This window comes from Rhizobium aouanii, from assembly GCF_037002925.1.
GTDB lineage: Bacteria > Pseudomonadota > Alphaproteobacteria > Rhizobiales > Rhizobiaceae > Rhizobium > Rhizobium aouanii.
Map to the genome: position 1 here is coordinate 141,586 of NZ_JBAMYD010000010.1, position 12,502 is coordinate 154,087.

General features: G+C 60.8%; 10 protein-coding genes. 3 read left to right on the forward strand and 7 right to left on the reverse strand.

Translation table 11 applies throughout. From position 1 onward, the window contains the following. Window positions 1-36 precede the first annotated feature (36 nt). The 5 genes from V8P77_RS18800 to V8P77_RS18820 all read right to left on the reverse strand — a co-directional run bounded on the left by V8P77_RS18800 (window position 37) and on the right by V8P77_RS18820 (window position 5,800). Window positions 37-927, reverse strand: a complete 891-nt coding sequence (locus tag V8P77_RS18800; RefSeq protein WP_335913755.1) for an ABC transporter ATP-binding protein — start codon at window positions 925-927, stop codon at window positions 37-39. After that, window positions 924-1,958: an ABC transporter ATP-binding protein gene (locus tag V8P77_RS18805; protein WP_335913756.1), complete on the reverse strand. Its 1,035-nt coding sequence runs from the start codon at window positions 1,956-1,958 to the stop codon at window positions 924-926. The genes V8P77_RS18800 and V8P77_RS18805 overlap by 4 nt, the downstream gene beginning before the upstream one ends. Window positions 1,959-1,962: 4 nt before the next feature. Next, complete coding sequence (locus V8P77_RS18810) at window positions 1,963-2,820, reverse strand: ABC transporter permease (protein WP_222259274.1); 858 nt, start codon at window positions 2,818-2,820, stop codon at window positions 1,963-1,965. A 6-nt stretch (window positions 2,821-2,826) separates the two neighbouring features. Continuing rightward, window positions 2,827-3,831, reverse strand: coding sequence for an ABC transporter permease (locus V8P77_RS18815; protein ID WP_335913757.1), 1,005 nt, complete (start codon window positions 3,829-3,831; stop codon window positions 2,827-2,829). Between the two features lie 67 nt (window positions 3,832-3,898). Continuing rightward, window positions 3,899-5,800, reverse strand: a complete 1,902-nt coding sequence (locus V8P77_RS18820; RefSeq protein ID WP_335913758.1) for an ABC transporter substrate-binding protein — start codon at window positions 5,798-5,800, stop codon at window positions 3,899-3,901. Window positions 5,801-6,151: 351 nt separating this feature from the next. Between V8P77_RS18820 and V8P77_RS18825 the strand changes: the two genes are divergently transcribed. Next, window positions 6,152-7,780, forward strand: a complete 1,629-nt coding sequence (locus V8P77_RS18825) for a GH39 family glycosyl hydrolase (RefSeq protein WP_335913759.1) — start codon at window positions 6,152-6,154, stop codon at window positions 7,778-7,780. A gap of 55 nt (window positions 7,781-7,835) precedes the next feature. Here V8P77_RS18825 and V8P77_RS18830 read toward each other — a convergent pair whose 3' ends face one another. After that, window positions 7,836-8,507, reverse strand: coding sequence for a GntR family transcriptional regulator (locus tag V8P77_RS18830; RefSeq protein ID WP_221956933.1), 672 nt, complete (start codon window positions 8,505-8,507; stop codon window positions 7,836-7,838). Window positions 8,508-8,639: 132 nt separating this feature from the next. Beyond that, entirely contained in the window at window positions 8,640-9,665 is a 1,026-nt protein-coding gene (locus V8P77_RS18835; RefSeq protein WP_335913760.1) for a Gfo/Idh/MocA family protein, read from the reverse strand. Window positions 9,666-9,906: 241 nt separating this feature from the next. On the opposite strand from V8P77_RS18835, the gene V8P77_RS18840 reads away from it, so the two are divergent. After that, window positions 9,907-11,619, forward strand: coding sequence for an IlvD/Edd family dehydratase (locus V8P77_RS18840; RefSeq protein WP_335913761.1), 1,713 nt, complete (start codon window positions 9,907-9,909; stop codon window positions 11,617-11,619). Then, complete coding sequence (locus tag V8P77_RS18845) at window positions 11,616-12,488, forward strand: amidohydrolase family protein (RefSeq protein WP_335913762.1); 873 nt, start codon at window positions 11,616-11,618, stop codon at window positions 12,486-12,488. Before V8P77_RS18840 ends, V8P77_RS18845 begins: the two co-directional genes overlap by 4 nt. Window positions 12,489-12,502: the final 14 nt, after the last annotated feature.

The window sequence follows — 12,502 nt, forward strand, 5'->3', positions numbered from 1 at the left end:
TCGACGATTTAAACAGTGAAGGTCAGGAATTGCGCTTCACCTGGCAAGGCGGTCGCCACTGCCGGAAGTGGCTTCACTTGTCTCGGCGTTGCGCTGCCGCAGTCGCAGGATCGCCGATGCCTCGCGCGGATTGGGCGGCAGGACAGCGTCCTTCAACGCGATCGAATAGGCGTGTTTCGGATGTTCGAGCACGTCCCTGGCATCGCCGCTCTCCACCACCACGCCCTTGCGCATGATCACAACGCGGTCGGAAATATAATAGGCGGTCGCAAGATCATGGGTGATGTAGACGATCGAGACATTGAGCGCATCGCGCAGATCGCGGAAGAGATTGACGATCGACATACGAAGCGATGCGTCGACCATCGACACCGGCTCGTCCGCCACGATCAGCTTCGGCTCGGGTATCAGCGCACGGGCAACCGCGATGCGCTGCAATTGGCCGCCTGAAAGCTCGTGCGAGAAGCGGCCTTTTATCTCCGCCATCGACAGGCCGACGCGTTGGAGGGCAACGTCGGCAAGCACCTCTTTCTCGGCGCGGCTCTTTGCTCCCTTGAAGCGATGGGCGGTGGCCAGCAGATACTCGTCGATCCGCGTCAGCGGATTGAAAGCTTCGAACGGATTTTGGAAGACCGGCTGGACCTTGGCCATGAAAGCCTCGCGATCCCTGCGGGAACGCACCGCCTTCACATCCGTACCGTCGAAATGAATGCTGCCTCGATCGGCCTTTTCGCTGCCGAGGATCATCTTCGCCAGCGTCGATTTTCCGGAGCCGGATTCGCCGACGATCGTGAATATCTCGGGCTTATCGGCTCTGAGCGCAAAGCTGACATCGTCGACCGCCTTCATCTTTTCGCGCGAGAAGAAACCGCCGATCGGAAAGAGCTTGGTCACATGATCGAGTTCGAGAAGGAAATGGCTGCTCATTGGATCTGGTACTCCCCGGCACGGAAGCATGCGACCCGCCCTCCCGTGGCGCTCGGCAGCATGGCCGGCACTTCACGTGCGCATTTGTCGATCGCGATCGGACAGCGCGGATGGAAACGACATCCCGAAGGCGGATTCGAAAGTGCCGGCGGCTTGCCCCTGAGGCTCTTCCGCGTCGAGACGTCGCCGATGCGCGGCAGGCTGCCTATCAGGTGAACGGTATAGGGATGCTGGGGATTGTCGAAGATCGCCTGCGTCGGCCCCTCCTCCGCCAGCCGTCCCGCATACATGATGGCCAGCCGGTCGGTGATGGCGGCATGCACCGACATGTCGTGGGTCACGAAGATGACGGAGGATTGCATGCGGGCCTGCACTTCCTTGATCAGCGCCAGAACGTCCTGCTGCACGAGCACGTCGAGCGCCGTCGTCGGCTCGTCGGCGATGATGAATTCCGGCTCGCAGACAGTGGCGAGAGCAATCGTCAGACGCTGGCGCATGCCGCCCGAAAGCTGGTGCGGAAAGGCCTCGAGCACATGCGGATCGAGATGCAGCCTGGCAAGATGCGCCTCGACGCGCGCGCGGAAGGCGGCGGGATCGAGGTTCATATGGCGGGAGGCGAAATCGGTGAAGGCGTGTTTGACCCTTCTGACCGGGTTCAGCACGTTCATCGAGCCCTGCATGATATAGGAAAGGTGGCGCCAGCGTGCCGCCTTCATCTTCGCCGGTTCGCCATAGACATCGATCGGCCCGTCGGCAAAATTGAATTTCACCGTTCCGCCGACGACGCGCATCGGCGGACGGATGGCGCCGGCAAGCGTCTTGATCAGCGATGTCTTGCCGCTCGAGGATTCGCCGGCAATGCCGTAGATCTCGTTCTTGCGGATGGTCAGGCTGATATCGTCGACCGCGCGGATTTCCCGCCGCACACCGAAATAGTCGTTGACGTAATAGCATTTCAGCCCGTCGATCGTCAGTGCGTCCATGGCGTTTTCGGCAAGGGTCAAAGGCTGCGTCCTCATCAGGTTCTGCATCTCCTCAAGCTCCCATGCGGGCGAGCCGCGAGCGCGGGTCGATATATTCGTTCACCGACATGGCGAGCATGAACAGGCCGAGGAAGAGGATGACGACAAAGAGCATCGGAAAGGCGACCCACCACCATATGCCCGATACCATCGCGGAATGCGCATTGGCCCAGTAGATCATGCCGCCGATCGTCGGCCGGTTGATGTCGGAAAATCCGAGCACCGAGAGCGTTACCTCGAGGCCGATCGCCCAGATCATGTTGTTCATCGTCGTGAAGAAGACGATCGGCATGACATAGGGCAGGTGTTCGCGGATGAGGATCTGCCGTGTGCGCATGCCCGAGAAGACCGCGTGCCGGGTGAATTCCCGCTGACGGAGAGACAGGGCGACCGAACGGATCAGGCGGCTGTCATGCGTCCATCCGAGCAGCGCTGCGGTGATCGCCAGCATGAACCACGTCATCTGGTCGCGAAGCACGAAGACCAGAAGCAGCAGGATAGGAATGTTCGGCAATGCGCCGAGCGTATCGTTGACCGCCATGATGATCTGGTCGGTTCGCCCACCGATATAGCCGGAGATCAGCCCGACGGCGATGGCGATGATGCGGCTGACGAAGGCGACGATGATGCCGAAGAACAGCGTATTGCGCATCGAGGCGGCGATCTGCCAGAAAACCTCCTGGCCACGCGAGGTAGTGCCGAGCCAGAATTCGGCCGAAGGCGGCATGTCGGGCGCAACCACATAGATGGCATTCTCGTCATAGGGCGAGAAGAACGACGCCGCGATCAGCGCCAGAATGATAGAGATCAGGATGGTTCCGAGCAGGAACTCCTTGTTGTAGCGCAGCAGATCTCTGAGGACTTTGAACATCGCGGATTATCCCAGTTTCACGCGTGGATCGATCAGCGGATAGATGATGTCGATCACGAAGACTGCGGCCGCAACCGCGATGATGGCGATTGTGGTGACACCGAGCACGAGGCTGTAATCGCCGGAATAGATGCCGGAGATCAGAAGCTTGCCGATCCCGGGATAATTGAAGACGAACTCGACGATGACGGCGCCGCCGAAGACGTTGCCGAGACTGAGTGCCAGGCCGGTGACCTGCGGCAGCATGGCGTTGCGCGCCACATATTGCGAAAAGATGCTGCGCGAGCGCACGCCGCCAAGTTCGGCATAGACGACGTGGTCGTCGGTGACGATGTTCGAAACCAGCGAGCGCATCGAGATGAACCAGCCGCCGATGCCGACAAGCACGAGGGTCAGGGCCGGCAGGATGCCGTGTTCGATCACCGAGCTGATGAAGGCCCAGTTGAAGGCCGGCGCGAGATTGACCTGCGCGCCGTCGCTGATCGGCAGGATCGGCCAGATGAAACCGAAGAGGATCACCAGGCTGAGACCGATGATGTAGGTCGGGATCGGCTGCAGCGCCATGATGACGACACCGGTAACCTTCAGCAGCTTGCTGCTGCGGAAATAGCCGGCAAGCGCGCCGAGAAAATTGCCGATAATCCAGGAAATGATCGTTGCGAGCGTCAGAAGCCCGACGGTCCAGGGCAGTGCCCGGCCGATAACGGTCATCACCGGAGTCGGAAAAGACGAAAGCGACGGGCCGAAATCGCCGGTCAGGACACGGCCCCAGAAGGTGAAATACTGCTCCAGCAGCGGGCCGCCGGTGCCGTAGAGCTCGCGTAGCGATTCGCGGAGGATTTCGACGGCCTGCGGATCGGTGGAGCCGAAGCTCGTCAACAGCGACACGGTCTGCTCGATCGGATCGACCGGCGAAAAATGCGCGATCAGGAAGGCCAGCGTGATGCCGGTGAAGACCACGAAGAGAAATTGCAGAAAGCGTTTTGCCGCATAGATCAGAAAGCCGTTCATGACATCGACCCTTCAATAGCAGAACGGAAACAGCCGGCGGCCGGCTGTTTCCTTTGTTGTGCCTCGATCAAGGCTTCGGCGCATCGGGATTGGCCTTCAGCCCGACCACCATGTAGCGAATGTTCGACCAGTTCGGACCCGAGGCCGAATAGGGATTGTCGGCGCTCGGATAGTTGGTCCAATAGGTCGTATCGAGGGGTGCGAACTTGTTGTAGGCCATCAGCGGGATCATCGGCATTTCCTCGACGGCAAGCTTCAGGAAGTCCTGGCCGAGCTTGGCGACATCGGGCGAATCGAAGGCGATCGACCGATTGCGCTCGATGATCTGGTCGAGACGCGGATCCTGCCAGCGCTGCAGATTGCGCGGCGGCTGGATCTGCCCGACCGGCTTGATGAACTCCGAATGATAGCTGTCGAGGAAGAAGGAGAGGTCGGGATGACCGCCCCAGGTCTCGATGCTCCAGTAGATCGCCGCCTCGAAGTCGCCGGTGCTGAGGCGCTGGCCATTGGTCGGGCCGGCGACATCGACCTTGGTGGCGATGCCGGCTTGCGTCCATTGCTGGGCGATCACCGTGCCGGCGCGGGCAAGCGTCGGGATGGCATCGCCTTCCACCTGCAGGCGGATCGCAAAGGGCGTGCCGTCAGGCTTCACCCACTGTCGGCCGCTTTTCTTGAAGCCTGCCTTCTGCAGCAGCTCGGTTGCAGCCTCAACGTCCTTCTTCCACCAGCCGAAGCCGAATGTGCGCTGCAGCTTGGCCGGATCGGTCGGGATCTGATCGGCCCATTGGCCGCGCACCATATTGGCGATCTGCGCCGAGATGTTCGGATCGTAGGGCTTGATCTTGCGAGACCCGGTGTCGAGCTCGAAATTCGTCAGCCAGTCCTGCATCGGTGCGTAATAATCGTCTGGGGCAGAACCCGTCGGCGGCGTGGCAAGGGCGGCGATATTCGCCGCGCCGCGGTAGGAGCCGAGCGCCACTTCACGGATATCGATCAGCAGAGCGAGAGCCCAGCGCACGTCCTTGTTGTCGAAGGGCGCCTTCTTCGTATTGAAGAGAACGGAAGGCAGCGTCGGGTCCGGATGCGCAAACGGGAAGCCCTTTAGCCAGGAGGCTGTGGTCTTGCTGTCGCGCATGATCGAGAACATGCCCTCGGGCGCCATGTCGTTGATGACGTCGAGATTGTGGTTGCGCTGTTCGATGACGCGAGCTTCCGGATTGCCGGCCGCACGATAGACGACGTATTTGACCTCGGGCGCCTGTGCCGCAGCCAGACCGATCGACGTGCGCTGCCAGTCGTCGCGCAGCTTCCAGATCGTCCAGTTGCCGCCCTTGTCATAGCTCTGCAGCTGGTAGGGGCCGAGCGAAACCGGCGGGTTGTTACTGAAGGACAGCGGATCTGCGGCCTTCTCGAAGACGTGCTTCGGCATGATCCAGGCGGCATTCCAACGCACGGTGAAAAGCGTGTGGAAACGTGAGTTCGGTTTCTTCAGATGGAAGACGACCGTCTGCGGATCCGGATTTTCGATGCTCGCGACATTGACGGTGAAGGGCGCGCTCCAGGCCATGCCGGGATGATCGATCTGAGTCTGCACGGTATAGACCACGTCGTCGCTGGTGAATTCGACGCCGTCGCTCCAGAAGATGCCCTTGCGCAATTTCACCGTCATCTCGGTGAAATCGGCGTTGTAGCTCGGCGGTTCGCTGGCCAGCGCATTCTGCCAGGCATCCTTGCCGCCCTCGGGATTGATGAACCACAGCGTATCGGTGGTCAGCTGCTGCAGGCCGTTGAGGTTTGCCGCCGCCCCACCGCCCGGAGCCCAGACGTTGAACCAGTCGGCATTCTGCTGCGGCGTGCCCTGGATGATCAGCGTTTCGTTGCGCGGTATGCCGGCAATGAAATCCTGCCCAAATGCCGGAAGGGCCATGAGAGACAACAAGGCAATGGCTGCATATTTACGGAACTTCATCGGATGTTCCTCCTCCTCAACTCGCCACGGCGAGCGCTTCCCGTAAGCAATTGACGATGGCGTCCAGCGAACCCCTACCTGCGCGTGCCGCAGGGACACATGCACTCCTCGGCGGCGGGCGAACTCACGCCATAGTTATCGACAATTTTTTGAGAAACGGCAACTGATAATTTTGTCAGTCGTAAAAAATAGCGCATTTTCAGGCTTTTTTGCCGCGTGGCGATGATCGACTTTTTATATTATTGACAAAATGAGCATTTCGCTTAGCTTTTGCGGCGAGCGCGGCGCCCCTCCCAAGAGGCCGCACTTCATCACCAGACAGGTCAGCTGCTTTCGGGAGGAGGCTTTGGCATGACCGCTCAAGAGGACACTAGGATGAGCAGCCCCTATGACGTGACAATCTCCGTTCACGCCAACCGCCCGACCGGCAAATACGAACCCTTATGGAACTGGTTCGGATACGACGAGCCGAACTACACTTACTCCCCGCACGGCAGGAAGCTGCTCAAGGAACTGACAGAGCTCAGCCCCGAGCCGCCCCGCATCCGCGCGCACAATCTTCTGACCAGCGGCGATGGCCTGCCTGCCCTCAAATGGGGTTCGACCAATGCCTATACCGAGGATGCGAACGGCAATCCGGTCTACGACTGGACAATCATCGACAAGATCTTCGACACCTATGTCGAAGCCGGCAACATTCCGCTGATTCAGATCGGCTTCACGCCCGAAGCGCTCTCCGACTTCGACGGCCCTTATCGCCACCAATGGGAACCGGCTGACAAATACGCAACGATCACCACCGGCTGGACGGCCCCGCCGACGGACCTGAAGAAATGGGGCGACCTGATCGAAGCATGGGCGCGCCATCTGGCCGAAAGATATGGTGAGGACGTCGTTTCAAGCTGGCCATGGGAAGTCTGGAACGAGCCGGACGGCCACTATTGGACCGGCACCATCCCGCAATTTTGCGAAATGTATGACGTCAGCGCCAAGGCCTTGAAGCGCGTGCTTCCGAAGGCCCGCGTCGGCGGGCCGCACACCTGCGGCGCCTTTGCCAATGAAAAAGCCCAAACCTTTCTGCGCGCCTTCCTCAAGCACGTGGTCGACAACAAGTCGCCGATCGATTTCCTCGCCTTCCACGCCAAGGGCAATCCCGTGATCTACGAGGGTCACGTGCGGATGGGCCTGCACAAGCAGCTCCGCGACATCGAGACGAACCTTGCCATCATCAACGAATTTCCGGAACTCCGCCACCTGCCCGTGGTGATCGGCGAATCCGATCCGGAAGGCTGTGCGGCCTGCTCCGCACGCGTCCATCCGCAGAACGGCTATCGCAACGGCCCGCTCTACGGAGTCTATGTCGTGGAAAGCATGATCCGCACCTATGAGCTAGCAAGACGCGCCAACATCCATATCGAAGGCGCGGTCACCTGGGCCTTCCTCTTCGACGACCAGCCCTACTTCGACGGCTTCCGCGATCTTGCCACCAACGGCGTCGACAAGGCTGTCCTCAACGGCTTCCGCATGCTCGGCAAACTCGGCGGCGAATGGCTGGAATCGGCAAGCGATTATCGCCGTGATATCGAAGATATCATGAGCCATGGCGTTCGCGGCAAGCCCGATGTCAACGTCGTGGCGACCCGCGACGACAAGGGAGTATCCATTCTCGTCTGGCACTACCACGACGATGATGAAGCCGGGCCGTCCGCAGACATCACGGTCAATCTCGACGGCTGGGGCGACAAGTCCGCCTCGCTCAGGCATTTCAGGATGGACGAGGAGCATTCCAACGCCTTCGGCGTCTGGAAAGCGATGGGCAAGCCGCAGAATCCGGCCGGCGAAGACTATGCCAGACTGGAAGCCTCGGGAAAGCTCGCCGAGATCGACGGTCAGACGTGGGTCAAGGTCGATGACGGCAAGATCGCCCTCAGGGTCTCCCTACCGCGTCAGGGCGTGTCTCTCCTGCGCCTCGATTGGTGAGCCGGTAGGCGAAGGGAGCGCAATCGAATGATTGCGCTCCCTTTCAAACGACCGGTCAATTCTCGCTGACAAAGGCAAGATAACGTTTCTTGCTCGGCTGCAGATGGTCGACGCAGAGCTGGGCGAGAACCCAGTTATCCCCACCGCGCAGCATCTCGATCATCAGCCGGTGATGTTCGTGCGAGATGCGCAGCGATTCCTTGCTCGACATCGAATTGGCGCGCACCGGCAGGCTGAGCCGCATATAGAGCTCGATCGATTGCACGAGATGCGTATTGCCGCAGGCGCCGAAGAGCGTCAGATGGAATTTGTCGTTGGCCTCGTGCACACCCCTCAGATAGCCGGATTCGATATGGCGGCCATGCTCCTCGTGCAGCGCCAGCAGTTCCTCGATCAATGCCTCGGGCGCCGGCAGTTTTATCCACAATGCTGCCTGCCGTTGCAGCAATTCCCGAACGTCGTAGATTTCCTGGACCTGGCGAGCCGTCAGCGAACGGACCGTCGCCCCCTTGTTGCGCTCCCGAACCACGATGCCCATAGTCTCGAGCTGCACGATCGCCTGCCGGGCGAAATGGCGCGTGACGTGAAAGCGGGCAAGAAGCGTGTCTTCGGTCAGGCGGGTTCCAGGCGCTAGCCGCCCGAAAATGATGTCTTCCTCCAGCGCGCGGGCAATGCTTAGATCATCATGCTCGATGCCGTCTTCGCGGCTTTCGTTGAGCGTCTGCAAATGTCATCTCCTCTGAAGCATAACCCCGAAAATCGAAGTCGATTTTCGGAAAAGGATTATGCGCCAATTTAATGTGGTAGAGCGTCCTTAGCGCGTCCTGCCGGACGCGCGGCGCTCTAACGGCGGGCCATGTTACAGTGGATTGCGTTCTGGGTCGAACCGGCTCAGGCGATAGATATCCTCGACAAGAGCAAGCGTTTTGATGTTATCGCCCGGCGATGTCTCCATCGCCACCTTTCCATCGAGGCTGTCGAGGAAATGCGCAATGGTCGCGTCATAGGCGCCCTGGTAGGTCTCGTCAGGATCGAAGCTTTCCCGGCGCTGCCGCGCACCCTCGGCCGAGAGCAGATTGCCGTTCAGTTCGAGCGTGCCGCGCGTCCCGAAGATGCGTAGATGATCGCGCGGCGACGGCGGCGCGCCATGCACGGCGAGATTGGCATTGATGGTGACGAGGACGCCATCGCTCGTCCGGCGCAGGACGACGCTTGCGACATCCTCCGCGACGATATCCCGATTGCTCCTCTCAAGCCGGGCATTGACCACCTCCATCTCGCCCAGAAGATATCTTAGCGTATCGAGATGATGGATCATGACCTCCATGACCAGCAATCGCTGCTGCGTCCGGAAGAACGGCTGGCGCACCAGCGCCGGTCTCTTTCCCTCCGCATCCGCGATCATGCCGCTGGACAGGAATTCGAACTGCACCTGCCGGATCTCGCCGGCAAGCCCCTCGTCGAGCCACGCCTTCAGCCGCCGATAATAAGCGCGGAACCGCCAGTTCTCGTGGATCATCAGCCTGCCCCTGCCGGAAAGGCTTGCCAGCAGGTCGACCGCCTCGCCGTAGGAGGGCGCGAGCGGCTTCTGGCAGATGATGTCGAGGTCCTTTGCCGCCGCCAGCCGGACCAGTTCGACATGGAATTCCCGCGGCGCGCAGATATCAACGGCATCGAGCTGCTCGGCATCCAGCATCGCCTGCACGCTCGCATAATTGCGCGCGATATCGAAGGCGGCAAGCCGGGCTTCGATGGCGCTCGGCGACGGGTCGACAATCGCCACGACCTCAGCTCTTTCCGATTGCCGCATCCATGCAGGCAGATGGTAGGCACTAACCCAGCCGGCACCGACAATGCCGATACGCCGTCGTCCCGTTCCCATCATCGCGCTTCCTCTGCATTCAATCCCATTTTATCAATAATCTACCCTGCTTCCTTGCAAAAGCCAAATCATCTGATTTTCGAACGAAAGCGCGAATTGCGGATATTTTCATTATATTTTATGGTGATCGCCGAAGAAGTCCAAAAATACGATACAGTGACACCATCTTATTTATTGACAATCTGCCGTATCCCTCTACGCTGACACCACGGCCATGGATCAATTTGGCGAGGGAGGAACAAGTTTGTCGAACGGTCTTCGCCGCAAGCTGACGAGTTATGGCGATCAGGGATTCTCCCTTTTCCTGCGCAAAGCATTCATCAAGGCCATGGGTTATTCGGACGATGCGCTCGACCGTCCGATCGTCGGCATCGCCAATACCTACAGTGATTTCAATCCCTGTCACGGCAATGTGCCGCTACTCATCGAGGCAACCAAACGCGGCGTGATGCTGGCGGGTGCGATGCCCATGGTGTTTCCGACGATCTCGATCCACGAGAGCTTTGCCTCGCCGACCTCGATGTATCTGCGCAATCTGATGGCGATGGAAACGGAAGAGATGATCCGCGCCCAGCCGATGGATGCCGTCGTCCTGATCGGCGGCTGCGACAAGACCCTGCCGGCCCAGATCATGGCGGCCGCCAGCAGCGAGATACCGGCGATCTTCCTGCCGACCGGCCCGATGGCCGTCGGCCACCACAAGGGCGAACGGCTTGGCGCCTGTACGGATTGCCGCCGCTTCTGGGGACGCTTCCGCGCCGGAGAGATCGACGAGGCCGAGATCGCCGAGGTCAACAATAAGCTGGCCAGCTCGATCGGCACCTGCACGGTGATGGGCACCGCGAGCACCATGGCGAACCTCACCGAAGTCATGGGTCTCTGCCTCCCTCGCGCCGGTTCGGCGCCCGCCGTCGAATCCGAACGGGTCCGCCTTGCCGAGGAGACGGGCCGTGTCGCCGCGCGTCTCGCCATGGATGAGGCTGCCCCGACGGTGCGCGATATCCTGACGCCGCAAGCAATCCGCAACGGTCTCGTCGCGCTGCAGGCGATGGGCGGCTCGACCAATGCCGTCGTCCATCTTGCCGCAATCACCGGCCGCCTCGGCCTGCGCCTCGACATGGCCGAACTCGACCGGCTGGGCCGAAGCATTCCCCTGCTCGTCGACCTGCAGCCCTCCGGCCAGCATTATATGGAGCAGTTCCACGAGGCGGGCGGCGTCCCGGCTCTGTTGAAGGCGGTGCGCCATGAAATCGACGGCAGCGCCCCGACGGTCTACGGCAGAACGATCGGCGAAATCATCGACGATGTCGTCGACGAACCGGGCCAGACCATCATCCGCACCGTCGAGAAACCGTTGAAGCCGATCGGAACGATCGCCGTCCTGTACGGCAATCTTGCGCCGCGCGGCGCCGTCATCAAACAATCGGCTGCCTCCAAGGAACTGCTCCAGCATATCGGACGCGCGGTGGTCTTCGATTCCGTCGAGGATTTGACGCTGCGCATCGACAGCGACGATCTCGACGTCCATGCCGATGACGTTCTGGTTCTGCGCAATGCCGGGCCAAAGGGTGCGCCCGGCATGCCGGAAGCCGGCTATCTACCCATCCCCCGCAAGCTCGCGCGGCAGGGTGTGAAGGACATGGTGCGGGTTTCCGATGCCCGCATGAGCGGCACGGCCTTCGGCACGATCATCCTCCATATCGCGCCTGAGGCGGCCGATGGCGGCCCTCTGGCGATCGTCCGCACCGGCGATCGCATTCGCCTCGACGTCGAGGGCCGGCGTATCGATCTCGATATCGACCAGGCAGAATTCGATCGCCGCATGCTTGATGTCGTCAATCGCCCCTCCCCGGCCCCGGCGCGCGGCTATGCCAAGCTCTACCAGGAGCGCGTGCTCCAGGCTGACGAAGGCGCCGACTTCGACTTCCTGCAAAGCGAGGAGCTCGACGCGCGATGAGCGCCGCTGATATGGAGGCACCGCTTTGCCTGCCCCGCCGGCCGTTGACCCGGCTGCCGCGGGCCGCACTGCCGCAAGGCACGGTCGATACGCATTTCCACGTCTTTCGCGCCGGCGCTCGGCTCAACACCCCACGCAGCTACACGCCTGACATCGCGACGATTGCCGACTGGATCGAATTCTCCGGCAGCCTCGGCATCGCCAGGGGCGTATTGGTGCAGCCAAGCGTCTATGGCCTCGACAACAGGGTGCTGCTCGAGGCGCTGGCCGCCTATCCAGATCGTCTGCGCGGCATCGTCGTCATCGATCCCGAAACCGCAGAAACCGAGCTAGAGCGGCTCGACCGGCTCGGCGTGCGCGGCGTGCGGATCAATACGCGCAACAAGGGCGGCCTCCCACTCGCCGCCGCCAGAACACTGGCGGAAAGCATTGCCCCTCTCGGCTGGTCGCTGCAGTTGCAGATCAATCCCGAACAACTTCCCGATATTGCGGCAACGCTGTCCGGCATCCGCCTGCCCATCGTCATCGACCATCTCGGCTTCATTCCGCTTGCCAGAGAGACGAGATCATTGCATGTCGATGCGCTGAAAAGACTGATGGACAGAGCCGAGGCCTACGTCAAAGTCACCGCGCCCTATCGTCTGACGAAGGACGTGAATTACGACGGTTTTGCCGAGGTCACCTGCGCTCTTGCCGCCAGCCATGCGGAGAGGCTGCTCTGGGGCAGCGATTGGCCGCACACCGAATTGTGGGACGGCATGCCCGATGACGCCGAGCTGGTAGAGACCATGCAGGCCGCCATCGACGACCCCGCGATTGCTGAAAAGATTTTTGTTCGAAATGCCGAAGCGCTGTTCTTCGGCCGCTGAATTGGAGAGCACCA

Bases quoted from the DNA above. Each gene is read 5' to 3' on its own strand.
- V8P77_RS18835 (WP_335913760.1), bottom strand. From the start codon at position 9,665: ATGATGGGAACGGGACGACGGCGTATCGGCATTGTCGGTGCCGGCTGG.
- V8P77_RS18800 (WP_335913755.1), bottom strand. From the start codon at position 927: ATGAGCAGCCATTTCCTTCTCGAACTCGATCATGTGACCAAGCTCTTT.
- V8P77_RS18815 (WP_335913757.1), bottom strand. From the start codon at position 3,831: ATGAACGGCTTTCTGATCTATGCGGCAAAACGCTTTCTGCAATTTCTC.
- V8P77_RS18825 (WP_335913759.1), top strand. From the start codon at position 6,152: ATGACCGCTCAAGAGGACACTAGGATGAGCAGCCCCTATGACGTGACA.
- V8P77_RS18820 (WP_335913758.1), bottom strand. From the start codon at position 5,800: ATGAAGTTCCGTAAATATGCAGCCATTGCCTTGTTGTCTCTCATGGCC.
- V8P77_RS18805 (WP_335913756.1), bottom strand. From the start codon at position 1,958: ATGCAGAACCTGATGAGGACGCAGCCTTTGACCCTTGCCGAAAACGCC.
- V8P77_RS18845 (WP_335913762.1), top strand. From the start codon at position 11,616: ATGAGCGCCGCTGATATGGAGGCACCGCTTTGCCTGCCCCGCCGGCCG.
- V8P77_RS18810 (WP_222259274.1), bottom strand. From the start codon at position 2,820: ATGTTCAAAGTCCTCAGAGATCTGCTGCGCTACAACAAGGAGTTCCTG.